We start from the raw sequence: 24,685 nt of genomic DNA on the forward strand, positions 1-24,685 counted from the left end.
GCAGCGGCGGCTGGCACCGTCACCGCGGAAAACGAAAAGGCGGGGTCAGACGTCGCGTACTCGTCGGCCACGTCAGAGCGTCTCCAGCGTACCCTTCGGCACTACGCTGGAAACGGACTGCTTCTGGACCTTGATCAGGACGCCGTCAGCCACTTCGATGGCGATGAAATTCTCGCCCAGATCCCGCACCTTGCCGGCGATGCCGCCCTGCGTGACCACCTCGTTGCCCTTCTCCAGGCTTTCCAGCAACTGGCGGTGCTCCTTCTGGCGTTTCATCTGCGGCCGAATGATCATGAAGTACATGAACACGAAGAACAGGCCCACCATGATCAGCGTGGGCATGATGCTGGGACCGGCGGCCTGCGCACCCTGCGCATAGGCAGGCGAAATCAGAAAATCCAACATGTTTCTGGTCCGGTGATGGAGTCGGGTCGGCGTCGAAAGCGCGGCATTATGCCACAGCCGTCCGGTCAGACGCCGGCAACCACCGATGGTTTCATCATCACGGCAGAAACTCGCGCGCCAGCGCGGCGAACCGGTCCTCGGCGATGGCCTCGCGGATGCGGCGCATCAGCCCCAGGTAGTAGGCCAGGTTGTGCCAGGTGTTAAGCCGCGCGGCGAGAATCTCCCCGCAACGGTAGAGGTGGTGCAGATAGGCCCGGCTGTAGCGGCGGCACACGTAGCAGTCACAGTTGGGATCGAGCGGATCGGTGTCGTGGCGGTAGGCGGCATTCTTGATCTTGACCGTGCCCACGGAGGTGAACAGATAGCCGTTGCGGGCGTGGCGGGTAGGCATCACGCAATCGAACATGTCCACCCCGGCGGCCACCCCTTCGATCAGATTGGCCGGCGTGCCCACGCCCATGAGATAGCGCGGCGCCTCGGCCGGCGCCTCGGGCAATGTGGCGGCCAGCACCTCGGCGCGTTCCTCGTCGGTTTCGCCCACCGACACGCCGCCGATGGCATAGCCATCAAAGCCGATATCCACCAGCTGGCGCATGGATTCCCGCCTGAGCGCCGGATACACGCTGCCCTGGTTGATGCCGAACAGGGCGTTGGCATTGTCACCATGTGCCGCCTTGCAGCGCGCCGCCCAGCGCATGGACAGCGCCATCGAGCGCCGCGCCGCGTCCTCGGCAACCGGGTAGTCGGTGCATTCGTCCAGCACCATCACGATGTCCGAGTTCAGCGCGTGCTGAACGGCTATCGCATCCTCCGGGGTGAGCCGTCGCTTCGAGCCGTCCAGCGGCGAGCGGAAGGTTACGCCGTCCTCGTCCATCTGCCGGATATCGGCCAGGCTCCAGACCTGGAAGCCGCCGCTGTCGGTCAGGATCGGGCGATCCCAGCCCATGAAGCCATGCAAACCGCCGTGCGCGCCGATCACTTCGGTGCCCGGTCGCAGCATCAGATGAAAGGTATTGCCGAGAATGATGTCCGCACCCAGCGTCTGCAGTTCCTCCGGCAGCATGCCCTTGACCGTCCCGTAGGTACCCACCGGCATGAATACCGGCGTTTCCACCACCCCGTGGCTCAGGGTCAGGCGGCCGCGGCGCGCCTGACCATCGCGTTTGATCAGCTCGAATTTCATCGCGGGCGAAGTGTAGCGGCAATCGTCGTCGAGCCGAATGCAGACCCCGGCCGGCATGGGTACTATCGAGGCCGATTCCGACATACTCCGAGGGCTCCTGACATGCAGGCGCGCTGCCTACTCCCCGTCCTGCTGGCGACCAGCCTCGCCGCCCATGCCGCCGATGAAGCGACGTTGCCGGCCTTGCAGGCGCTGGCCGGCGATCAGGCCCGCGTCAGCGCATTGGTAGTCGACCTGGGCAGCGAACGGACACTGGCGGCACTGGAACCCAAGACCCGGCTGACACCCGCCTCGGTGAGCAAGCTCTATGCCGCCGCCGGTGCGCTGGCGCGCTGGGGGCCGGATCACCGCTTCGTCAACCGCGTGGTCTCCGGCGGCAAGGTACGCGACGGCAAGCTGGCCGGCGACCTGATGCTGATCGGCGCCGGCGATCCGGGCCTGGATCATAGCCGGCTGTCGCTGCTGGCCAGCCGACTGCGCCAACGCGGCATCGAACGTGTAAGCGGCGACCTGGTGATCAACGACAGCCTGTTCGGCCCGGTTCCCTGTCTGACCGAAGACCGCTGCGCCGCCAGGCAGGTCAGCGAGAACAGTTACGACGCCCCGCTGTCCGCCGCCGGCGTGAATTTCAGCAACGTCGAAGTCACCATCATTCCCGGTCGCGAACCCGATCAACCGGCCCGGCTGACCCTGATGCCACCGGGACTGGAAGGCTTCGCCCTGCGCGGTGACATCGCCACCGGCGAGCCGGATACCCGGGCCGCCTACTGGGCCTGGCGGGCCACCGACGGCGACCTCCAGACCCTGCATCTGGCCGGCGTGGTGCCGGCCGGCGGCGGCCACTTCTCGCTGCTGCGGTCGGTGTCGGAGCCCAGCCGTTACGCCGGTCAGGTGCTCAAGGCCGTGCTGGCCGGTCAGGGCATCGACGTGGCGGGCACGGTACGCGTCGATCACGCGCCGCCGGACCCGGATATGGTCACGCTTGCCGAGGAAACCAGCCCCACCCTGGCCAATCAGCTTCGCGACATGATGGCCTACAGCAACAACTACATGGCCGACGTACTCACGCTGGGACTGGCGGCGGAAGCGGACAGCCCGGGCCCGGCGCAATCCGGACTGGCGGCCGCATCCACCATGCTGGCAGAGCTCGGCCGGCGCGCGAATGCCGAGGCCCAACCGTGGCTGGGCGCATTCCCCGACGACCCGCCGCTGACGCTGACCACCGGCAGCGGCCTGTCCGTGGACAACCGGCTGTCGGCAGCGGACGTGGTGTCCCTGCTCGCCTACATGTACCGGCAGCCGGCACTGTTCCCGGCGCTGATCGGCAGTCTGCCGGTACCCCAGTACACGCCGTCCCGGTCGGTGAAGAACGGCAACAACGACTTCGCCATGCGGGTGGCGGCCAAGACCGGCTCCCTGACGGAACCGGTCAGCGTGCGGGCGTACGCCGGCTATCTGCGCCTGGAAGATGGCGGCTGGGGCGCGTTTGCCGTCATCATCAACGGCACCGAGGCCAGTCCGGAAATCCGGTTCGAGGACAGCATGGGCGCGATCCGCACCGACCTCGAGCGGATTCTGTCCGAGTACTGATGGGCAGCCGGGAGCGCGGCCGTTATAATGCCGCGCCGAGCCCGGGTGGCGGAACTGGTAGACGCGTCGGACTCAAAATCCGATTCCCGCGAGGGAGTGCGAGTTCGAGTCTCGCCCCGGGCACCAGGTTGGTTGCGAGTTGTTCGGCCCATCCGTGGGCCGAATCCTTCGGACTCGTTTCGCTCGCGTCGATTTATTCCCGATAAATCGATCGAGTCCCACCCCGGGCACCAGGTTGGGCGCGAGTTGCTCAGCGCATCCATGCGCTTCACCCTTCGGGCTCCCTGCGGTCGCGCCGATTTGTTGCCGATGATTTCCTATCATCGGCCATCCGGGCTCGCTAACGCTCGCGTCGCTCCGGCATCCTGCCTCGCGATCCTGACAAATCGGTCGAGTCTCGCCCCGGGCACCAGGCTACATGCGAGTTGTTCGGCCCATCCGTGGGCCGAATCCTTCGGCCAGGCGACGGATCAAAGGCAAGCCCAGCTAGAACTGGATGCCGCTCCCGCCGCCACCGGGCATGCCGCCGGGGCCACCCATGCCGCCACCGCCGCCCATGCCGGGCGAGTCCTGGCCGGGCACGTAGAGGCCGGAGCCGGACTGCTGACGGCGCATTTCCTGAAGTTCCTGCATGGTCTGTTCAATCGATGCCTTTGCGGCATCCGGGAACTGTGCCAGCGCCTGAGCCAGATCCTCGGCGTCGAGCTCGAAGTGGATCGGCAGGCTGCCAGCCGGCGTCATTAGGTTGGTGTAGCCCTCGTAACGCACGGATCGCTGCTCGTCGCGTTCGCCCGAGTCGGTCACGGGAATCATCATGCGGATGGAGCCACTGCGGCCGTCGGTAACGGTTTCCTCGCGATAGAGGTTGTCCGCATCGAGCTTGATTTCCGGGAGTTCCTGTTCAGCGGCCATGATCGGTTACTGCGTTTGAATCAATGGCGGGAAGGATAACACCGCGCCGCAACGGATCAGCGACGCAGGCGGTCGAGATGCGCCAGAGCCTTGCCGATGCGGTCCGCGAGTTCCGCGTCGAAGGCCTCCCGCACCGCGATACCGGCCTCGGCCAGTTCCGGCGCCTGCCGCACGCTCTGCTGAATACCGTCGTAGAGGGCGAGCGTGAGCTTGCCGCCGCCGATATCCGAGCCCTCGAGCAGTTGCGTGGACGCGGAGGCAGCCACCAGCGGGGTGTCGGCCCCGGGCTGGGCATGAACGATGTACTGCACGCGCAGGACATAGGTGGCGACGGGCACGCCCTCGACCCCGGCCCCGGCGCGATAGCCGTTCGCCTCGATAGCCTGGTTCACCGCGGCGCGTACGGCCTCGGTGCCGAATACTTGCTGCATGGAACCCGGCACGGCGCCGATCGCCCGCACCTCGGGCTGGATGATGGGCGCAGCGGACTGCGCGAAAGCGCCCAGGGGCAGGACGATGGCCACCAGGGCCAACCAGCGGATCAACATGGCGGGTCTCCCGACCGGATGAATGGCCGGTTCAATATGCCACAGGCCCGGCCGCCGGGGCTGCCGCTCAGCCGGTGTTGCGCATCCCCGCCGCCAGGGCGTTGATGCTGCGCAGGACCGGGTCCAGCCACTCGTCCCCGCCCCCGCCGCGGTAATGGCCGATGGCCACCCGCTGGATCTGGTTCAGCGGATCGAGATAGGGCCGGCGCCGCGCCAGCGAACGCTGCAGCACGGGGTTGTCGTCCAGCAGCCGATGGCCTTCGGTCAGGGCCAGAATCTCGTCCCGGGTGCGGTCGTATTCGGTCCGGATGGTCTGCTCGAACCGCGCCCCGATCTCCCGATTTTCGCACAGGGCGGCGTAGCCGGCGGCGATGTCCATGTCGGCCTTGCACAGCGACATCTGCACCGCATCCAGGAAGGCGCCGAAGAACGGCCATTCCTGCAGCATGCGCTGCAACGGGGCGGCGCCATGCTGACGACGATACGCCGCCAGCGCCGTGCCCACGCCGAACCAGCCCGGCAGGGTGTGGCGGGACTGCCCCCAGGCGAACACCCAGGGAATGGCGCGGATGGAAGACTTGCTGCGTTCGGCCGGGCGCCGGTGACCGGGGCGTGAGCCGATGTTGAGCGCGCCGATCTCGGTGATCGGCGTGGCATCGTAGAAGAAGTCGAAGAAGCCGGGCGTGTGTTCGGTGAGTTCCCGGTAGTGGCCCTCCCCGGTCTCGGCGAGATCCGCCATCACCTCGTCGTAACCGGGCGGGTCCTCCCGGCCGGGCAGACTGGCGGCCATGGTGCCGGTCAGGCCCAGCGTGATCTCGTTGACCGCGGTTTCCGGGTTGCTGTACTTGGCGAAGATCATCTCGCCCTGTTCGGTGAAACGGATGCGCCCCCGCACCGTATCCGGCGGCTGGGAGCGGATGGCGGTATAGGTGGGCCCGCCGCCGCGCCCGACGGTACCGCCGCGGCCATGGAACAGCACCGAGTCCACCCCGGCCGCATCGCAGATGGCGACCACCCGCTGCTGGGCGCGGTAGAGCTGCCAGCGCGAAGCCAGAATGCCGCCGTCCTTGCAGGAATCGGAGTAGCCGAGCATCACCTCCTGGGTGGGATCGGCCGCCAGGAAACGCCGGTAGGCCGGGTTGGACAGCAGCGCTTCCAGGACCGGCTCGATGTGGGTCAGGTCCTCCACGGTTTCGAACAGCGGGCTCACGCGCACCGGGCAGACGGCGGCACGGGTCGGGTCGTAGGCGCCGGTCAGGCGCAGCAGGAAGACCACTTCCAGCACGTCGCTGACGGCATGGGTCATTGAGATGACATAGCTGCCGAACGCGCCGTCGCCCAGGCTGGTCCGCATGTCGGCAATGGCGCTCATGCTGGCCAGGGTGTGACGGGTCTCGGCGCTGATCTGGGCTCTCTCGGCCTGGAAGGCCGGGGGCTGCGCGATCAGCTCGGTCAGGCAGCGTTCGCGCGCCGCCTCGTCCAGTTCGATGTAGTCGACGGGCTCGTCCACCGCGCCCAGAATCTCGGCCACACAGGCTTCGTGCCGGCTGGATTCCTCGCGCAGGTCCAGCCGTGCCAGGTGGAAACCGAAGGTATGGGCCAGGCGCAGCAGATCCTTGATGCCGCCGTCGGCCACCGCCGCGTCGCCGTGGCCGATCAGGGATTCGCGGATCAGTTCGATATCGTCGATGAAGGCTTCGGCATCCTCGTAGGCCACCGCCGGCCGTTCGGAGCGCTGGGCCCGCAGCCGCAGCTCCGTCTGCAGCTGGTCGTGCATCGCCTGCAGTCGGCCGCGCATGAAGAACAGCTTGCGACGGTAGGGCTCGGTGGCGAACCGTTCGGGACGCTCGCCGGCATGGGCAGCCAGCTCCTGCTCGTCGGTTTCCAGACTCTCCAGCAGCGCCGGACTGGGCTCGCACCAACGCAGCGCATGACTGAGTTCGCGCATCAGCTTTTCGGTCCGGCGCAGGTACTCGGCCAGCACTTCGCGGGCGGCCATGCGCAGGGCGTACCGGGTCTCGTTTTCCGTGACGAACGGGTTGCCGTCGCGATCGCCGCCGATCCAGGAGCCGAAGAACAGTATCGGCGGCGCCGGGGCCTCGTCGCCGTAAACCAGTTCCAGCGCTCGCTCCAGGTTGCGGTAGATACGCGGCACGCTGGCGAACAGCGATTCGCGGAAATAGTAGAGCCCGTTACGGATCTCATCTTCGACCGTGGGCCGGGCGCGGCGCAGTTCCTCGGTCTTCCACAGCACCTGGATGTTGAGCCGCAGTTCGTCCTCCAGCCGCTGGCGCGCCACCTCGCCCACGGACTCATCCGCGAGACGATGCATCAGCTGGAACATACGCCGCAGCGCCTCCAGCACCACCCGCGGCTTGGCCTCGGTGGGATGCGCGGTGAACACCGGCGTGTACGACAGGCGCTCGAGCAGGCGGCGGACCTGCTCGCCGGAGACACCGGCATCGTGCATCTCGCGCAGGCTGCGTTCGAACGAGCCGCGCCACTCGGCCCCGCCCCGTTCCATCAGCGCCCGCCGGGCCCGGTGGGCGTGGATTTCCTCTGCCAGGTTGGCCAGGTTGAAGTAGATGGCGAAGGCCCGGACCACCTCGGTAAGCACCGCGGGCGGGAGTTCCGTCGCCAGTTCCTCCATGCGCCGGGCCAGGGCCTCCTCGCGGTTATCCCGCAGCTCGATATAGCCGCGCCGGAACTCCTCGACGTGATCGAATACCTGTGCCGAAGCATGGACCCGCAGCACGTCGCCCAGCAGTGCGCCGCAGCTGCGCACCAGCGCCCGCAGATCGCTGTCGTCGGGCGCGTCGAAATCTTCATTCGCCATGCGCCCAAGAATAGCAGCAACGCGCGCCGGAACACGGCCGCCCATGCTAGGGTTTGGCGCCATGAAACCCGGCTTCAAGTTCTGCCCCGACTGCGGCGCCCCGATCACGCACGAAACGCCCGCCGGCGACGACCGCAACCGCGATGTCTGCAGCCGTGACGGCAAGATTTTCTACCACAACCCCCTGTCGGTCGTGGGCACCGTGGCCGAATGGGAGGGCCGCATCCTGATGTGCCGACGGGCGATCGAACCGCGCCGCCACTTCTGGACCCTGCCGGCCGGCTTCCTGGAACTGGGCGAAACCGTCGCCGACGGCGCCATCCGGGAAACCCGCGAGGAAGCCCGCGCCGAAGTCGACATCGGCCCGCTGTTTTCGCTGATCAACGTCACCCACATCGGCCAGATCCACATGTTCTACCGCGCCGATTTGCGCAACGGCCGTCATGCACCGGGACCGGAAAGTACCGAGACGGTGCTGATGGACGAAGGCGACATTCCCTGGACGGAACTGGCTTTCCCCACCGTCTACCTGACGCTGGAACGCTACTTCGCCGACCGGCGGGCCGGGCGGTTCACGCTGCATGACGAGGACCTGGCACGGGACGAGTGGCGGCGCATGGGGCTGCGCGAGACACCTACCCTGCCGGCCTGACTCAAGCGTTCCCAGCGGGACCGAATACCGCGCCCGTGGGCCCCAGCGCCGCGCGCGCCTGCTCGGCCGAACGCCAGCGAAACCGGAACAGGGCCGGACACCACTCGCCGGCCTTGCGCAGCCACCCGTGCTGCTCGATCCAGAGCGCGTATTCGACGTACACCGGGTCCAGCGCCAGATGCCGCTCCTCCGTGCGGGCGCGGACGTAATAAATGGCATTCACCAGGAGCAGCAGTACCGAGTTACGCAGCGCGTCGTCCCAGCCGCCGGCGGCCACGAACGGTACGGCAATCAGCCAGTAACTGAGATTCTTGGCGATATAGGCCGGATGCTTGGTCACCCGGAACGGCCCGCTGGTGATGATGCCCCGGTGGGTGAGGTTGGAAAAGCGCAGCCCGAAAGCCACCGTCGCCCAGGCGTAGATCGCCGAAAGGCCGATGATGAGCACGGACCAGACCAGCGTCAGCGCATCCGAACCGGCCAGCCAGTTCTGCCAGCCGAAACCGTCGCGGTCGTAGGCGAGATAGGTCGCGCCGATCACGCCCCAAAGGGGCTGATAGCAGGCCAGTGCGGACAGCCAGCCGAGCACTGTCGGCTCGGCCGAGCGGATTTGGCTGTCCAGCCAGCGCATGGCCAGCGTGTAGCCCGGCACGCCGAATACTAGGTCCACCAGAAAGGTCATTTCCAGCGCCACTCGGAACCATTGTGCCGAATGCCAGAGGGCACCCGTTTCAATGCCCTGAAGCACATAGGCCAGCGAGCGGGCCAGCAGCGCAAACATCAGCGGCAGGAAGAAGGCCTTGATCAGCCAGCCTAGCGCGAACTGACGGAGCATCAGGTGGTCTACCCGCCGCCACTGCCCGAGCACAACCATCCCGGCGTGCCAGGCCCCGTCTCGCGGTTCGATCAGGCGGGCGTCCAGCCACAGGAAATACGGCACCGCCAGTGCCGCCAGCCAGGGCCACACATCGCGCAGCACGTAGAAGAACGGCCCGTAGAACCGGTCCGCGTACTCGGGAAACAGCCAGTACCCGATAGCAATCAGGGTAAAGGCCGCGTACAGCCCCAGCAGCTTCGCGGCCACCCGGGCGATATCGATACGCCGGACCGGCTTGCGCGTACCGCCCTGGCGATACCGGCGGAACCAGAGCGTCTCCACCAGCATCATCGGGAGCGCCGCGGCGACACATACGAACAGCGCCTGCTGCACCTGGTTGAGCCCGATATCGTACCGGGCAAGCACCACAAGCCCCGTGAACAGCCCGGCCAGACCGAGCAGGCCGGTAACCGGATGGGTGGCGGAGACCGGCGGTTGTTTCGGCGTCGCGGTCACAAACATTCCGTACCAATGAAAAGAGGGTGCTGCCGAAGCAACACCCCCTTATACCAACCGATTGTCGGGTCGGCGATTACTGACCGAAATGCACGGTCCAGCCGCGCCACCACTCGGTCTGAGCCTGGGCGTCGGCGGAACTCACCGGGCCCATGTAGTCGTCGGCTTCGCTGACCGCGCTGCTGGGGCTCACGGCCGTCGTCACCTGATAGGACGCCGGATCAACACTGATGGTGTTGTCTTCCATGCCTTCGAACGTCACGGTGGTGCCGTCCTGGGCCATGCCGGCGAACCAGTCTTCTTCGAACGTGTCACCGTCCGGCTCCGCCGCACCAACGCTGCAGAAGTAGGCCAGACCGAACGCGTTCAGGTCTTCGTCAACTTCGTCGTCGTTATCGATACAGCTGGTGCCGGCGACTGCGGCACTGGGCGCACCCATCAGGGTCGCGCCGTCGGCAAAGACGACGTTCTCGAAGTTCGCGCCGTAGCCTTCACGCAGCAGCGCGCCGCCGGACTCGCCGTCACCCCAGATCAGGAACAGACCGTTGGCCAGAACCGGGCGACTGACGGGCATGGCGCCGAAATCGTCACCATCGTTGTCCGATTCCGTGCCGTGGTCACCAAGACCATTGGCCTGACGCACGATGAAGTTCTTGATCGTGCCGCGGAAGCCCAGGTCGATATCCAGACCGTCGTCCTCGGCGCCGTTGATCAGGATGTTGCTCTGATTGACCGCACCACCGAACCACTCGATGCCGTCATCGTTGGAGCCGATGACCTGGATGTTGTTGATGGTAGTGCCACTGCCAACCCCTTCCAGCGTCAGACCCTGCACTTCCGCATCGGGCGCGAAGGCAACGCCGGACTCGGCGATGATGACGTAGCTCACCGTGCCGCTGCTGTCCCCATCGTCGTTACCACCGAAGAACACGTTACGGTTGGTGGCTTCACTGGTCAGCTCGTTGGGAATGTTGCCGGCATCTTCGGTGCTGTTGGTCTGGGCATAACCGTTGAGAACCAGACCGCCCCAGTCGCCGCGACCGGTAAGATCGGTCGGATCACCGTCAATCTCACGAGCGAAGCCGGCCACCGGGACAGCCGCCATGATGATCGGCTGCTCCATGGTGCCCTGAGCGTCGATCTGGGCGCCGCGGGTCACGCGGATGGCCGAAGCCGAACCCTGATCCGCGTAGATCTGCACACCGGATTCGATCGACAACACGACTTCGTCGCCCGGGGACGGCGGCGCCGCGTCTTCGGCATCACCGGTGCCCACGAACACTTCGCCATCGAGCACGTAGACGTGATCATTGGTCAGTGTAGTGTCCGCGAGAATGTCGCTATCGAGCACGCAAACCGGAAATTCCGGGTTGGCCGAGCCGCCCTCGAAGTAGTCACCGTCGTCGAACATCACCACGGTGGTGCCCTCGTCCGTGGTTCCACTCGGGCAATTCGGGGAAGAAGCCGGCGTGATATCGGCCGAGGAGCCGTCCATCGGGTCGATGTTGTCGACCAGCGGATGGATGTCCTCCGGAAGCAGCATGCCGAGCTGATTGAAGGTGCTCATCGGATCACCGATAGCGCCTGCTCCCGGGGTGCCGGAGGTGCCGGACGTGCCCGAGGTCCCGGACGTGCCAGAAGTACCGGACGTTCCCGACGTACCGGAGGTGCCCGAGGTCCCGGACGTACCAGAGCCCGAAGTACCGCCCTGACCGCCGGAGCCGCCCTGACCGCCGGAAATATTGCCGGTAATCAGATCGCCGCCCTCGCCGCCGCAAGCGGAGAGCACCAAACCGAGTACGAAGGCGCTGCAGAGAGTGCGCGCGTGTTTAAAAGCCATGTCCTGTATCCCTCCCAGATGGATTAAATATCGGCGTAAGCAAGGGCTGACGCTTACCGATGCCAAGGTAAGTGGCCGCTATTGCAATTGCGTGACAATCAGAAAACTTCCCAGGACAGCGAGGCACCGAATGACCGGCCCAGAATGAATCGCTGCTGAAGCAGCGGGCCCTGCATGAAGTCGATCTCCTCGTTGAGGAGGTTCTCCGCCTTCAGCTTCAGCTTTCCGCGATTGAAGAAACCGAGGCTGTAAGTCAGATCAACGAATGTACTGGGCTGCTGGAATACGTCCGGGCGACCGTTTGCTCCGGCGGCATCCAGCCGTTCACCAACCCGGTTGAGTGCCAGTGTCCAGTCGTGGATGGCGCCGTCGTAGCCAAGCTGGAAGTTGAATACGGTGTCGGCCTGCCCCTGTAGCCGGCGCTGCCGGTTGGTCGCAATACCGCCGGGACCGATTTCCACCTCAGATTCGGTAATGGTGAAGTTGGCCTGCACGTAACTTTTCTTGAGGAGCTCCGATTCCGGCATCAGGCCAATGTCCGAGAACCAGTCAAGGCCGGCGCGTCCGTCGATCTCGAACCCGTAGACCTCGCCGATCTCGCCATTGGTGAACTGGATGCGCTGACCGCCGCCCGCCACCGGCAGGAACTGCCGCTCGATCGGGTTCTTCAGGTCCTTGAGAAAGATACCGGCGGTCACCGCCTCCTTGGCCGAGGGGTACCACTCCCAACGCAGGTCGTAGCTCTCGATCTCGGTGGCTTCCAGATCCGGGTTGCCGGCGAACTGCTCGCCGGTATCCGGGTCCAGGAAGAGCGTGTCGGAGATCTCTACCAGCAGCGGATACGACACCGACTTGCCGGTGGTGAAACGAACCTGGGTGTTCTCGCTGGCGAACCAGGTCAGGCCCAGCGACGGCAGGGTATCGGTGCGATCGAAGCCGCTGACCGTTCCTACGTCGTCGGTGATCGATGTCGGCGTCGTGACCTCGTAGTTCGCCTCCTCGCGGCGAACCCCGAGTGTCAGCCGCAGCAGATCCGCCCAGCGAAGGTCGGTTAGCGCATAGAAACCCGAAACATCGGCGGTCCCGAAGTAACGGTCGGAGCCCACGGTGCGCTCGGAAAAGTTCACCGTGTCACCAATAGTGAAATCGTTGATGATGAACTCGGGAATCGGCTGCGCCAGGTTCGCAAGCGAGCCGGCCGGTTCGAAGTTGAAACGCCGTGTGACCGACACACGCTCTTGCGCGGAGTCCGCCAGGCCGACCTTGATCATCGGAGTCAGGCGCCCCCAGTCGTTCAGCGGGAAGGTCAGGTCCAGTCCGTAGCTGTTGACCTCATCGGTGACGACGTTGAACTCTCGCTGCAACGCGTCCTCGGCGGCGAATTCCAGCGGGTCATCGTTGAACAGCGGACCCTGGTAATTCCAGGTGCGGCGATCCGGCCGGTCACGGTCGCCGTCCGCGGTCTGGGCGCGCCAGTCGACCTGCACGAAATCGAAGTCGTGCGAACCCACCAGCTGATGCAGCAGCGTTTCACGCTGATTGAACTCGAGCAGGAACTGGCGTTCACGGAATTCGTCACTGACCACGCTGATGCCGTCGGCAATCGAGGTCCGGTCCTTGGTGTCGCGAATGAAGAAGTTGTTCAGCGATACCGAATGGCTTTCCCACTCGCCGCTGAAGACGGCCAGCGCACTCATGCGGATGTCGCGCTCGGTGCGCCGATCGGTGAAATCCTGTTGAACGCGCAGCGTGTCGGCGCTATTACCTTCGTAGGTAATGTCCCGCTCCTCGATAAAGCGGTACTTGTGATCGTAGGAGGCGGAGGCCAGCACGCCGAAACGGCCATAGCTGGTGTCGAAGCCCTTGCCTCCACTGAGGCTGCCGCCGACGTCCGCCGGCAGCTCCATGGTTTCGGGAAGGTGCACGTCGTTGAAGCTCTTGCCGAGCGCGATGCGCTCCTGCTCGTTCGCAACGGACTGCAGGTTGCCGCCGGCGGCCCGGATCGGGCCCGGCAGGGCCCGGGCGCCGTTATCCTGGCCGAGGAAATCCTCGACGCTGCCGTCGTAGGTGGCACCAGTCTCGCCGGTACTGGCCGAGTTGGCGCCAGTCGATACGGACAGATCGACGAATCCCGACTGCGGCACCTTGCGGGTATCCAGCGACACCAGACCCGCGCCGAATGCGCCCGGCTGATCCGCCGAATAGCTTTTCTGCACCTCGATACCGGACAGCACACCGGCCGGAAACAGATCCAGCGGTACCGACTGACGCACCGGATCGGTACTGGGCAGCGGCGAGCCATTGAACTGCGCGTAGGTATAACGCGAGGGCTGGCCACGAATGACCACGAACTTGCCCTGCTCCAGCGTCAGACCCGACACGCGGGTCAAGGCTTCGGCGGCGTCGCTGTCGCCGGTACGCGAAATCTGCTCGGCGCCGAGGACCTCGGTCACCTGCGAAGATTCCCGCTGAAGCGTGAAGGTGGACGCTACGCTGCCCTCGATGAACGGTGCGGTCACGGTGTATTCGGCAAGCTGCACGCCGGAGGGCGCCATTTCCACGCTGGCGGTCACTGCCTTGCCGGGTATCACGCGAATATTTTCCAGCGTCTGGGCGGCGTAGTCCGGGTGCACGATGGACAGGGTGTAGTTGCCGGGCGGCAGTTCCGCCTGGTACTGGCCGGCGGCATTGGTGCGCATGCGGGTTTCGGTGCCAGCCACGAAGATCTCGGCGCCGACAATCGGGGCGCCGTCCTCCACCGACACCACTTCGCCTTCGAGCAGACCGGGCTTGAACGCGCCAACAATGCGCTGCTCTTCGGTCTGGCCGGCCAGGACCGGATCGGTCCCGGAACTTTCGATGGCCACGTCCGGCTCGCGGCCGCTGCGCAGCGTCACCAGGATCTGGATGTCTTCCTCGTCGGCGGTGAGCAGATCAAGTTCGAGCAGGGTTTCGCCGTCGCGAACCAGACTGACGTCACGACGGCCCGCGGCGATGCGCGCGTAGATGGCGCCGGCGGGGCTGCTGGTGTCCACCGTGTCGCCGTCGACCCGCATGTCCACGTCGGCGACCGGACTGCCGTCCTCGGCGAAGATGAACAACCAGACGTCACCGCCGGTCTGGGCGAAGGCAGGGGCACACAGGCTGAGCACTGCGAACAGGGCTAGCACACGATAGAACATGATTCGGCTCGCTGTCGGGGGCCGGCGCGTTACGCGCACAGCCAGGGATCGCTACGGCATTCCTGCATGTACTGGCGTAACTGGGTGGCCTGGCGAACCAGATCCCCCTTCGTGAGTCGGCTGAGATGCGCCTCCGCCGCATCGAACTTGCCGGCCTTGAACAACGAATAGGCCAGGGCGTAGCGAATGTTCTGGTCTTCCAGCAGGCCCACGCGATTGAGCGAGGCCTGGGCGCCGGCGACCTGCTCGTAGCGTTCCAGCTCGACCAGGATCGCCACGCGCTGGCGCATCTTTTCCTTGGGATCGCGTACCCGGGCATTCAGGTTCAGCGCCCGGAACAGCTGCCCGGCGCGCCGGTGGAATTCGGCCGCCTCGTGGGTCAGCTCCGGGTGCACGGCAGCGGCCTTTTCATAGACGTCCGCCGCCGCCTTGCCGCGGCCGGTGTCGAAATACACCTGCGCCAGGGCCTGGGTGATCTTGGTGTTCTCGGGGAAACGCAGCTGGGCGTATTCCAGGAAGGACAGCGCCTCATCGCTCTCGCCGCCCCGGTGCAGGGCCACCGCAATCGCGAGGTAGTCCTCGGGCCCGCCCTCGATTTCGCCGAGATAACGTCGCCCCAGTTCCGCGGCCGACTGGTAGGTGCCCAGTTCCATCATGTAGAACACCTGACGACGCAGGAACTGATGGTTGTCCGGATAACGCGCCAGCCCGGCCTCGAGCGCCCGGAACGCACCCACCGGCTGGTCCAGTTTCCAGTGCGACTCGGCCCGTAGGATGTACAGCGACGGGTATTTCGCCGCGGCGCTGCCCGCCTTGTCGATGGCATCCAGGGTGTCCGCGTATTCCTGCAAGCGAAAATGCGCCTGACCCAGGTAGACGTAGATAACCGGCTTGTCCTGACCGGCGGTGATCGAGTCGCGGAAGTCGTCTCGCGCCCCCGCCGGATCATCCCGGTTCAGGCGCGCGAGGCCGCGCAGGGTATAGAAGCGCACCCGGTCGAGATCCTCCGCCGACGGGTCGATATCGGACAGCACGGTCAGCGCGCGATCGTAATAGCCGTCGCCCACCAGCAGACCGACGAGCGACAGGCGGTCCGACACCGTCAGATCGCTGGTATCGCCGTCGGCCGGCATCTGCACCGCCGGCTCGCCGTTGCCCTCGTCCTGGGCCAGGACGGCGGGACCGGCGATGGCCAGGGCCAGCGACAGGAATGCAGCAGTGAGCGTGGGGCGCATGGGATTCAGACTCCGCGACATCCGTTTAGCTGAGATCGAAGCTGATCCGCTGGCGCACCCAGGTCTTGACCGTTTCGCCCTTGTACTTGGCCGGGGTGAAACGCCACTGCTGGATGCCCTGCGCGGCAATCTGATCGAACACGCCGCCCGGCTCGGCACTGAGCACCTTCACCTGCTCCACGGAACCGTTCTCGTCGACCAGCACGCTGAGAAGCACGTAACCCTCGACCCCCTCGGCGCGGGCCTCTGCGGGATAATTCATCGCACCCTGACGGATCGGCCGCGGGGCCTCGTCGACGGTATCGCCGGTCATCACCACGTCGCGCGACTCACCCAGCAGGTCATCGCTGGCGCCGGCGACGCCGTCCATATCCACCGAGGGAATACCCAGATCCAGGCCCGGCAGTGAGGAATCCAGACCACGCAGCGGGTTCTGCGGCGGGTCGAGCGGATCACGCTCGGGCGGCGGCTTCGGCTTCTGGACCACCTGTTCCGGCTCCGGCTGCTCCAGCTTTTCCACCGAGAACTCGGCGCTGGTGGAGCGCTCTTCGCGATCCGGTGCCCGCGAGAATTCGTTCATCAGCACCACGAGGCTGAAGATGGAAAGCGAGCCCGCCACCATGTAGGACAAGGCAATGCCGTGACGGCGTACGTGTGTTGCATTCATGTCGATAACTCCTTTGCCGGGGTGCGGAACAATCAGGTCCGGCCGCCCGCTTCATTGCGGGTGGCCACGCCCACGTCGGATGCGCCGGCCAGTCGCGCCTGATCCACCACTTCCACCAGTTTCTGCGACGGCACGTTGCCGTCCGTGACCACCAGCACCGAGCCGCTGGTGCTGACCTCTAGCAGGTCCTTGAGCCGGCTCTGGATCACCCAGGTCTGCACCGGCTGCCCGTCCAGATAGGTCTGGCCGGAGCCCTCGATGTAGATGCGCACGGCCTTGGTCGACGACGGCTCGGCGGTGGACGCCTTGGGCCGGTCGATGTCCAGGTCCATGTCCTTGACGAAGGTCGTGCTGACCATGAAGAAGATCAGCAGGATGAAAACCATGTCGATAAGCGGCGAGATGTCGATGCCCTGCTGCTCTTCGCTTTCCCGTTGCCGGTACTTCATTGCTCGCCTCCGTCGGCGCTGACCGCGACTTCGCGGCTGCTGAGGATGTCCTTGATCTGGGCCAGTTCCATCTCGATCACCCGCTGCTTGCGGTCGAGAAAGCCCTTGATCACCAGCCCGGGAATCGCCACCGCCAGGCCCAGCTGGGTGGTGAACAGCGCCTGGGAAATACCGGCCGCGATGCCGCCGTTGCGGGTGTAGAGCGCGGCGTCGTCCAGCGACCGGAAGGTCTCCATCATCCCGGTGACCGTGCCGAGCAGACCCAGCACCGGCGCCACCGCCACGATCGCGCCCACCAGCTTCCGGTAACGCTTGATCTCCATGTGATGGTCGGCCAGCGCGTCATCCAGCCGACGGCGCAGATGCGCACCGCCGCTGCGCGCCACGGCCAGACCGTCGCGGGCCGCCTGTTCGATGATGCCGCGGGCCTTGCCGCCCCGGCCCTCGATTTCGCGACGCAGCACTACCCGGACCGATGTATTGCCGCCGCGCCGCAGGACTGCCGCGCGGTAGCCCAGCCCGAACCACAGCACCAGCGTGGCCAGCACCAGCCAGGGCATCACGTAGCCCCCGGCCTCGTAGTAGAACTGCGCCCGCTCGAACAGGAGCCCGAGTTCCATCAGGCCGGGCTCCCCGCGTGGGCCATGCGCGGCGAGGTGCCGTCACGGCCGGCGTGATACAGGTTGGTCACCCGCAGGGCGGCCTTTTCCATGCTGTCCTTGATACGCTCGGCCCAGGACGACAGGACATTGCCGATCAGCAGCGTCGGGATCGCCACCATCAGGCCCAGCTCGGTGGTCACCAGCGCGGTGGAAATACCGCCGGACAGCAGCTTGGGATCGCCGGTGCCGAACTTGGTGATCACGTCGAACGTGCTGATCATGCCGGTGACGGTGCCGAGCAGACCCAGCAGCGGGGACACCGCGGCAATCACCAGGATCATGGCGCCGAAGCGGTTCAGGTGGCCGCTCTCCGCCAGGATCGACTCGGAAATGATGTCTTCCAGGTGCTCGCGCTGGCGGTCCATGTTGCGCAGGGCCGAGCCCACCACGCGGGCCGCCGAGCCCTTGAAGCGACTGCAGGCCTCGCGGGCATCGTCCATGCGGCCTTCGCGCACCAGCGCACCGACTTCGCGCTCGAGCTGACCGGTACGGGAACTGGCCCGGGCCAGGAAGGCAATGCGCACCAGGATCAACAGTAGCGCCACGCCGGCCAGACCCATGATGATCCAGGCGATGGTCCCGCCGCTTTCAATGTGTTCGATCACCGATTCCGCCCCGCTGCCTTCGGCGCTGGTATCCAGCGACTCGTAGAGGAACAGCGGCAACACCGCCGGGCTGGCGCCCTGGGCGATCTCGCGCACGGTGTCGGTGGCGGCGTTCTCCCAGATCTTGTAGCGGCCGCCGCCAGCCGGGGCCAGCACGCCCGCGGCATCGGGGGACACGCCGTAGGCGGCGATGCCGCCGACCTTGATCAACTGACCATCGATGCGGCTGCCATCCTGGGTAAAGAAGGCGCCATCGGTGGTGCGCATTTCGCTGCGCTCGGCGATCAGTTCGCGAGCGGTGGCGAACGTCTCGCGCACCTTCTCGTCATCGCCGAGCTCGGCGAAGTCGTCGCCGCCCAGCTTCTCGATGCCGTAATCACCCAGGGTGGACTCGGCCTGCGAGAAGGTGCCTTCCAGCACCTGCTGGGCATTGCTGGTGGAACGGGTCCGCTCCTGAATCAGCTTGAGTTCCTCGCGCGCCTGATTCTGCCGGTCCTGCGCCGCCACCAGCTGACTCTGGAGCTGGTCCACGCGGCCCTTCACCTGACCGACTTCGCGTGACGCACGGGCCCGGAAATCCTGCAGGCTGCGTTCCAGCTGTGCTTTCTGCTCGACCAGGAACGCGAACTCGCGCTTGAACGCCTCTTCCAGGCGCTGTTCCACGCTCTCCTCGCTGGGCTCGGCCGCCGGGGCCGGCGCAGCGGGCGCGTCCGCGGACGGCGCATCGCCGGCCGGGGCGGGTTCATCCTGCGCCTGAACTGGGGCCAGCCACAGGGCCGCCGCAAGCGCGGCAAGCCGCCAACCATTGTTGATGACAGTCATTACTTCTCCCCTCGGGATTCGGCCTGGGCGATGTCGGTGGGGGTGTCGGCGGCAGCCTGGCGAACGCCGGCTTCGCCGATGGCATTGGGCAGTTCGAAGAACCCGGTGCGGACCTGACGCTCGAAGGTCTGGAACAGCTCGCTGACCAGACGGCCGCTGTCGTCGACCGGCTGATAGCGCCACTGGTCGCCGTCGCGCACCACGTTGCCGTAGGCGCCGCCGCTGGTGCGGTAGAACATCATCACCATGCCTAGGCGGGCGACGTCGGCCAGCCGCTCTTCGCCGTCGTGGCGAACGGTCTGCTGATACAGCCCGTTGTCGCCGGTCAGACGAATCTCGTCCTCGTAGAAGGCCCAGAGGGTATTGATCGCCTTGTGCGGGGTGATCACGTCCTGTTCCACCCGGCTGCGAATCTGGTCAAGCTCCGCCAGGCGCTCATCCCGCTTGAACGGAAGGCGATTGCTCACCATCGACTCGGATGCGTCGATGATGGCCATTACCACCGGCTCCAGCTGGTCGGCGTCGGCACCGGCTTCCTGGGCGTCTTCGCGGGCGCTGGCCATGCGCCCCTCGATTTCCTCAACCTGCAGTTGCGCCTGCTCGAGGCTGGCCTCGGCCTCGCCTCGCTGGCGCGCCAGCGCATTCATGCGGCTGCGATGCTGGTCCTTGGCGCTGGCCAGCTCGTCGTTGAGTTCCTCCACCTCGCCGCGCAGCTCGATCAGCTGCTTCGACAGGTTGTCGATGGAGTCCTGGGCAGCGGCCGTTCCGCAGGCCGCAAGCAGAATGCCGGCCAGGGTCGGACGCCAGGGTAATATCGACCACAAACGCGTCATCGGTGTCTCCCGAGATGTAGGACACCGGGGGCTCGTGCGGCCGCATCACCACGGCTCGGCGCGGTCCCCCGGGAAGCTCGGGACACAAGATGCGCGGCAAATGTTTCAATATTATGTCGGCCCGTCATCCGGTCTGTGCCGGGCCTTTGGCGACGGGATTCGACCGTCCGCCCTGGTCAGCGACTCACCCGCCCGACCCGCCGTTTGCGCACCGCAACATGCGCGGACCAGCTGTTATCATTACCGCCATTGCATGACGCCCGGAGCCACCCGATGACATTCGTCGTCACCGAGAACTGCATCAAGTGCAAGTACACCGACTGCGTGGAGGTCTGTCCGGTGGACTGCTTCCACGAGGGGCCGAACTTCCTGGTGATCGACCCCGAGGAATGCATCGACTGCACGCTGTGCGAGCCGGAATGCCCGGTCGAGGCCATCGTGTCCGAGGACGATCTCTCAGAGGACCAGCAGCACTTCCTCAAGCTCAACGAGGAGCTGTCCGCCGAATGGCCGGTGATCACCGAGATCAAGGACCCGCCCGCCGACGCCAAGGAATGGGAAGACGTGCCGGACAAGCTCAAGCATCTGGAACGCTAGCGATTCGCTGATTGCTGCCCGGTCGCCTCGCGGATGATGGCGGCCACCGGCAGGCCCGGTGACAGAACCCTGCCATCCCCGGTCACGATGGTCGGGGTACCGCGCAGATTCATGGTTTGCGCCGCCAGCCGGTACTGATCTGCCACCGGATTGTCGCAGCTCGCATCCGCTTCGATGCGCTCGCCCCGGAATGCCCGGGTCAGCGCCTGCTTGCGGTCGGCGGCACACCACACCGACTGGGCCCGTCGGAACGCGCTGGAATCGGGCCCGGACAGCGGATAGAACAGGTAGCGCACCCGGATGCCGGCCTCGAGCAGGCGGTCCATGCCTTCGTGCAAGCGCCGGCAGTGGCGGCAAGCCACATCGGTGAAAACCGTGATCGTGTCGCGCGTCCGCGCGGGCTCGTACAGAATCATGTCCTGCTCGGCCACGGCGCCGATCTTCTCCAGCCGCCAGTTCCGCCGTTCGGCCTCCGCCAGATTGACCTCTTTCTCCAGATCGATCATGTCGCCGTCGAACAGATAGCGGCCGTCCGCGCTGATGTAACCCACCACCCCGGACTGGGAGATCTGCCACATGCCCGGCAGCGGGGTTTCGGAGATATCGGTCGCTGCCACCCCCGGAAAGCGGTCCGCCACCGTCTGACGAAATTCGGGATCGGACAGATCGCCGGCGCGTACCGGCTGGCACATCAGACACATGACCAGCCCGGCGGCCAGCATCGTGGGGATCGATCGGAATCGTTGCATCACGCCGGATAGACCCTGTCCAGGCGCATGGGTTCAGCCACGGGGATGGTGCTGACGATGCAGATCCTGCAGCCGCGCCCGGGCCACATGGGTATAGATCTGGGTGGTGGACAGATCCGCATGCCCTAGCAGCATCTGCACCGCACGCAGGTCCGCCCCGTGATTGAGCAGATGCGTGGCGAAGGCATGCCGCATCCCGTGGGGCGAAAGGCCCTGACGAATGCCGGCCCGCGCGGCGTAGCGCTTGATCAGGTGCCAGAAATTCTGGCGCGTCATCACCTTCCCGCGAGCGGTCACGAAAAGCGCATCAGTCCCGGCCCGGCCATCGAGCAGCGCCGCCCGGGCCCGGCGCAGATAGGCCTCCAGCCAGTCCTGCGCGGCCTCGCCCACCGGCACCAGCCGTTCGCGCCCGCCCTTGCCCACCACCTGCACCACGCCCTGGCGCAGGTTCACCTGATGCCGCTGCAGCCCTACCAGCTCCGATACCCGCAGCCCGGTGGCGTACATCAGTTCCAGCATTGCCCGGTCACGCAGGCCCAGTTCGGTCTGCGTATCCGGGGCGGCCAGCAGATCGTTCACCTCGGTCTCGGTCAGCGTGTGGGGCAGACGGCGGCCCAGCCGCGGGCTGTCGATCAGCGCAGTGGGATCGTCCTCGCGCCGCCGCGAAGCCACCAGCCAGCCATAGAACCGACGCAGACTGGACAGCAGCCGGGCGGCGCTGCGGGGGCTGGCGCCGGCCCGCTGACGACGGCCCAGGCAATCGAGAAGATCGGCGCGCTGCGCCCCGGCCAGCGCGACGCCGTGATCCAGCGCCAGCGCCACCTGGCGCAGGTCCGAGCGATAGGCCGCGAGCGTGCTGTCGGCCAGCCCGTACTCGGTCCAGAGCTGATCGAGGAAGGCGTCGATCAACTGCTGGTCCTCGGCGGAGAGCGCATCGGGGTCGGCCATGGCTGATGCGTATACTACGCCTCCCCATCCGAGCGATCGACCGTCATGCCCGCCGCTGAAGCCGCCGGACCGAGACAACGCTACGAGCAGGACCTGGCTGACCCGGAATTCCAGTCCGACCCGGCCCAGGCCGCCGCGGTGGACGCCCTGCAGGCAATTCACGACGCGCTGGTCGACAGCCCGCCCAAACGTCTGCGCCGTGGCTGGACGCCGGTCAACGGGCTTTACATGTGGGGCGGCGTGGGTCGCGGCAAGACCTACCTCATGGACCGCTTCTTCGAGTCGCTGCCGTTCACCCGCAAGCGGCGCAGCCACTTCCATCGCTTCATGCACCAGGTCCACCAGCGGCGGCGGCATTACAGCGACAAGCAGGACCCGCTGAAACTGATCGCCCGGGAAATGGCCCACGACCGGGTGCTGTGCTTCGACGAGTTCTACGTCGCCGACGTGGCCGACGCCATGATCCTGGGCCGTCTGGTCACCGAACTGTTCGAGCAGGGGGTCACCCTGGTGGCCACCTCCAACATCCCGCCCGACGACCTTTACGCCGGCGGTCTGCAGCGCGAGCGTTTCCTGCCGGTGATCGACCGCATCCGCGAACACTGCGACGTGATGGAGCTGGACCACGGCATCGACTACCGCCTGCGCCAGCTGGAACGGGCCGAGATCTATCACCACCCGCTGGATGCCGATGCCGAGGACAACCTCGCCGCCTACTTCCGCGAAATGGCCGGCGGTAGCAGCGAATCCAACACCCACCTGGAAATCAACGACCGCGCGGTACCCGCGCGACGGCTCGGTAGCGACGTCGTCTGGTTCAGCTTCGACGACCTCTGCCGCGGCCCCCGCAGCGCCGAGGACTATTGCGAGATCGCCCGCTGCTTCCACACCGTGCTGGTCTCCGGCATCCCGGTACTCGACAACGCCGAGAACGACCCCGCCCGACGGCTGATCAACCTGGTGGACGAATTCTACGACCGCGGCGTCAAGCTGATCGTCTCAGCGGAAGCCGCGCCGGAAGACATCTACACCGGCAAACGCCTGGCCTTCGAGTTCGAGCGCACCGTGAGCCGCCTGCGGGAAATGGGCAGCCACGACTACCTCGCCGCCCCGCACCGTCCCTAACATCACGCGACCGATCAGCCGATATACCATGCTGGGCCATGCCACCGGCCCCGCTCGGCACGAGGACCGCGATGAACGACCGCAACGACACCGGCGAGGATTATTCCGCGCAAACCTTCTATGACGAAGTGGCGGCGGTGCTCGAACAGACGCTGGCGCAGCAGCCACAGCGCCAGGACCTGCGCTTCAAGCTGCTCGAACTGTATGCGGCGGCCGGTCATCGGGATGCGTTCCGCGCCGTGGCCCAGACCTATCGGGACAACCTCAGGCAGGGTCTGGCCGGTGACTGGGATCGGGTCGAGGCGCTGGGCGAGTCCCTGCTGCTGACCGATATTCACGGCGACGCCGAACCCGGCGCCGCCGCCGGCAGCCAGGGTCAGCGCTTTGGCGAGGCCGCAGCCGACAGCGACCTCGGCCGGGCACTCGCGGCGCTGGCGGCGGACTACGCGGCAATACGCGCGCAGCCATCGTTTCTGGACGACTTCGACCAGCGGTTGTCGCGGCTGTCGGGCCGGGTCACGCCGGCGCTTTACCGGGCAGATCGCCTGACCGACACCAACGGCGGTGCCCCCTTGTTCATCGCCCGCCGCACCGAAACCGACATTGCCAGCCAGAAGCTGGCCAACGCCCTGCTCCAGGGGCTGGTTGCCATCGAACTCGGCCGTGAGCAACTGGTGGCCGCATCACGTTCGGGCCTGCACGGCCTCGCGGTAGCCGCGGCCGCCGCTCACCTGGGGCTGCGCTGCCGTCTGCACTTTCGCGAGGGCGACGCGCAAACCGATGCGGCACGGCTCGATCAGGCCGAGCGGGCGGGTGCCGAGGTGATCCTGATGCGCTCACCTCGCAGTATGCGGCACACCAGCCCGGCGGCGATGCTCAACGAATTGCGCAACCGCGCCGTGCAGGACTGGCTGGAAAACCCCGACCGCCGCCAGTTCGTCAACGGGCTGGCAGCCGGCCCCGAGCCCTATCCCGGCCTGCTGAGAGACGCGCATGCCGGCCCCGGGCGGGCGTTGCGGCGCGGCATCATCGCGGCGGTCCGGCATCTTCCCGGCACCATCGCCGCGCCGCTCGATCAGGGGCTGGAGGCATTCAACCTGTTCGTCCCGTTTCTCGGCTATTCGTCGACCCGGCTGGTCGCGATCGAGGACACGGCACCCGACCTCGCCGCCAACCGGGAGCAGGATCCGTATCAGACGCCGCACCGCACATTCTTCAGTGACCAGCAACGGGACGCCGCGGACCGGATCATGCATGCGCCCGGGCATGTCAGCACCCGCCGCGAGCACGCCTGGCTGCGCGAAACCGGCCGGGTGGATTACACCCGCATCGACGATGCCGCCGCCGGTGAAGCGGCCGATCTCGCCGCCCGGCGGGAGGGCTTGCTGCTTTCCCCACGCAGCGCCAGAGCCCTCGCCGCCGCACTGACCGCCGGCCGCAGCGGTGACAACTCGCGTGCCGTGGTGGCCCTGGTGGAATCGGGTCTCGCCATCAGCCGCAAGCCGGGCTGAC

Annotated in this window: 21 protein-coding genes and 1 tRNA gene; 6 read left to right on the forward strand and 16 right to left on the reverse strand. The window is 66.3% G+C overall.

Annotated features, from left to right (window positions below; translation table 11 throughout):
• Positions 1–72: 72 nt before the first annotated feature.
• A complete protein-coding gene (yajC, locus tag RM531_RS11815) occupies positions 73–402 on the reverse strand; it encodes a preprotein translocase subunit YajC (protein ID WP_349255273.1) in 330 nt (109 codons plus the stop codon).
• 100 nt (positions 403–502) lie between these two features.
• Positions 503–1,588 carry a tRNA guanosine(34) transglycosylase Tgt gene (tgt, locus tag RM531_RS11820; RefSeq protein WP_311659580.1) on the reverse strand — a complete coding sequence of 362 codons (1,086 nt, stop codon included), beginning with the start codon at positions 1,586–1,588 and terminating at the stop codon, positions 503–505.
• A 102-nt stretch (positions 1,589–1,690) separates the two neighbouring features.
• On the opposite strand from tgt, the gene dacB reads away from it, so the two are divergent.
• The gene (gene dacB / locus RM531_RS11825) at positions 1,691–3,178 is read left to right on the forward strand and encodes a D-alanyl-D-alanine carboxypeptidase/D-alanyl-D-alanine endopeptidase (protein WP_311659513.1); all 1,488 of its coding nucleotides are present in this window, start codon (positions 1,691–1,693) and stop codon (positions 3,176–3,178) included.
• 39 nt (positions 3,179–3,217) lie between these two features.
• Positions 3,218–3,304, forward strand: a tRNA-Leu gene (locus RM531_RS11830).
• 360 nt (positions 3,305–3,664) lie between these two features.
• Here the strand turns inward: RM531_RS11830 and RM531_RS11835 are convergent.
• From RM531_RS11835 to ppc, 3 genes are all read right to left on the reverse strand, one after another.
• On the reverse strand, positions 3,665–4,090 hold the full coding sequence (locus RM531_RS11835) for a hypothetical protein (RefSeq protein ID WP_311659514.1): 426 nt from the start codon (positions 4,088–4,090) through the stop codon (positions 3,665–3,667).
• 56 nt (positions 4,091–4,146) lie between these two features.
• Entirely contained in the window at positions 4,147–4,638 is a 492-nt protein-coding gene (locus tag RM531_RS11840; protein WP_311659515.1) for a hypothetical protein, read from the reverse strand.
• Between the two features lie 67 nt (positions 4,639–4,705).
• Positions 4,706–7,474 carry a phosphoenolpyruvate carboxylase gene (gene ppc, locus RM531_RS11845; protein WP_311659516.1) on the reverse strand — a complete coding sequence of 923 codons (2,769 nt, stop codon included), beginning with the start codon at positions 7,472–7,474 and terminating at the stop codon, positions 4,706–4,708.
• A gap of 61 nt (positions 7,475–7,535) precedes the next feature.
• On the opposite strand from ppc, the gene RM531_RS11850 reads away from it, so the two are divergent.
• Positions 7,536–8,126 (forward strand): NUDIX hydrolase, encoded by a 591-nt coding sequence (locus RM531_RS11850; protein WP_311659517.1) that lies wholly within the window; start codon positions 7,536–7,538, stop codon positions 8,124–8,126.
• Position 8,127: 1 nt separating this feature from the next.
• Here the strand turns inward: RM531_RS11850 and RM531_RS11855 are convergent, their stop codons facing one another.
• The 9 genes from RM531_RS11855 to RM531_RS11895 form a co-directional block, all read right to left on the reverse strand.
• The gene (locus tag RM531_RS11855) at positions 8,128–9,459 is read right to left on the reverse strand and encodes a hypothetical protein (protein WP_311659518.1); all 1,332 of its coding nucleotides are present in this window, start codon (positions 9,457–9,459) and stop codon (positions 8,128–8,130) included.
• Positions 9,460–9,535: 76 nt separating this feature from the next.
• A complete protein-coding gene (locus RM531_RS11860; RefSeq protein ID WP_311659520.1) occupies positions 9,536–11,299 on the reverse strand; it encodes a hypothetical protein in 1,764 nt (587 codons plus the stop codon).
• Between the two features lie 98 nt (positions 11,300–11,397).
• On the reverse strand, positions 11,398–14,481 hold the full coding sequence (locus RM531_RS11865) for a TonB-dependent receptor (protein WP_311659521.1): 3,084 nt from the start codon (positions 14,479–14,481) through the stop codon (positions 11,398–11,400).
• A 29-nt stretch (positions 14,482–14,510) separates the two neighbouring features.
• Complete coding sequence (locus tag RM531_RS11870; RefSeq protein ID WP_311659522.1) at positions 14,511–15,716, reverse strand: tetratricopeptide repeat protein; 1,206 nt, start codon at positions 15,714–15,716, stop codon at positions 14,511–14,513.
• A gap of 25 nt (positions 15,717–15,741) precedes the next feature.
• Positions 15,742–16,383, reverse strand: a complete 642-nt coding sequence (locus RM531_RS11875) for an energy transducer TonB (RefSeq protein ID WP_311659523.1) — start codon at positions 16,381–16,383, stop codon at positions 15,742–15,744.
• 32 nt (positions 16,384–16,415) lie between these two features.
• The gene (locus RM531_RS11880) at positions 16,416–16,832 is read right to left on the reverse strand and encodes an ExbD/TolR family protein (protein WP_311659524.1); all 417 of its coding nucleotides are present in this window, start codon (positions 16,830–16,832) and stop codon (positions 16,416–16,418) included.
• Positions 16,829–17,452 carry a MotA/TolQ/ExbB proton channel family protein gene (locus RM531_RS11885; RefSeq protein ID WP_311659525.1) on the reverse strand — a complete coding sequence of 208 codons (624 nt, stop codon included), beginning with the start codon at positions 17,450–17,452 and terminating at the stop codon, positions 16,829–16,831. Before RM531_RS11885 ends, RM531_RS11880 begins: the two co-directional genes overlap by 4 nt.
• Positions 17,452–18,921 (reverse strand): MotA/TolQ/ExbB proton channel family protein, encoded by a 1,470-nt coding sequence (locus RM531_RS11890; RefSeq protein WP_311659526.1) that lies wholly within the window; start codon positions 18,919–18,921, stop codon positions 17,452–17,454. Before RM531_RS11890 ends, RM531_RS11885 begins: the two co-directional genes overlap by 1 nt.
• Entirely contained in the window at positions 18,921–19,754 is an 834-nt protein-coding gene (locus tag RM531_RS11895) for a DUF3450 family protein (protein ID WP_311659528.1), read from the reverse strand. Before RM531_RS11895 ends, RM531_RS11890 begins: the two co-directional genes overlap by 1 nt.
• Positions 19,755–20,027: 273 nt before the next feature.
• On the opposite strand from RM531_RS11895, the gene fdxA reads away from it, so the two are divergent.
• Entirely contained in the window at positions 20,028–20,351 is a 324-nt protein-coding gene (gene fdxA, locus RM531_RS11900) for a ferredoxin FdxA (protein WP_311659529.1), read from the forward strand.
• On the opposite strand, the gene RM531_RS11905 is transcribed toward fdxA, so the two are convergent.
• Both RM531_RS11905 and xerD read right to left on the reverse strand, forming a co-directional pair.
• Positions 20,348–21,100 carry a DsbC family protein gene (locus tag RM531_RS11905; RefSeq protein WP_311659530.1) on the reverse strand — a complete coding sequence of 251 codons (753 nt, stop codon included), beginning with the start codon at positions 21,098–21,100 and terminating at the stop codon, positions 20,348–20,350. The genes fdxA and RM531_RS11905 overlap by 4 nt on opposite strands.
• Positions 21,101–21,133: 33 nt before the next feature.
• Positions 21,134–22,048, reverse strand: a complete 915-nt coding sequence (gene xerD / locus RM531_RS11910; protein WP_311659531.1) for a site-specific tyrosine recombinase XerD — start codon at positions 22,046–22,048, stop codon at positions 21,134–21,136.
• Positions 22,049–22,093: 45 nt separating this feature from the next.
• On the opposite strand from xerD, the gene zapE reads away from it, so the two are divergent.
• Together zapE and RM531_RS11920 are read left to right on the forward strand one after the other, a co-directional pair.
• The gene (gene zapE, locus RM531_RS11915; protein WP_311659533.1) at positions 22,094–23,173 is read left to right on the forward strand and encodes a cell division protein ZapE; all 1,080 of its coding nucleotides are present in this window, start codon (positions 22,094–22,096) and stop codon (positions 23,171–23,173) included.
• Positions 23,174–23,244: 71 nt separating this feature from the next.
• On the forward strand, positions 23,245–24,684 hold the full coding sequence (locus RM531_RS11920) for a pyridoxal-phosphate dependent enzyme (protein ID WP_311659535.1): 1,440 nt from the start codon (positions 23,245–23,247) through the stop codon (positions 24,682–24,684).
• The last annotated feature ends 1 nt before the right edge of the window (position 24,685 follow it).

The sequence above is a fragment of the Spectribacter acetivorans genome (genome assembly GCF_031846305.1).
Taxonomy (GTDB): Bacteria; Pseudomonadota; Gammaproteobacteria; order Nevskiales; family Salinisphaeraceae; genus Spectribacter; species Spectribacter acetivorans.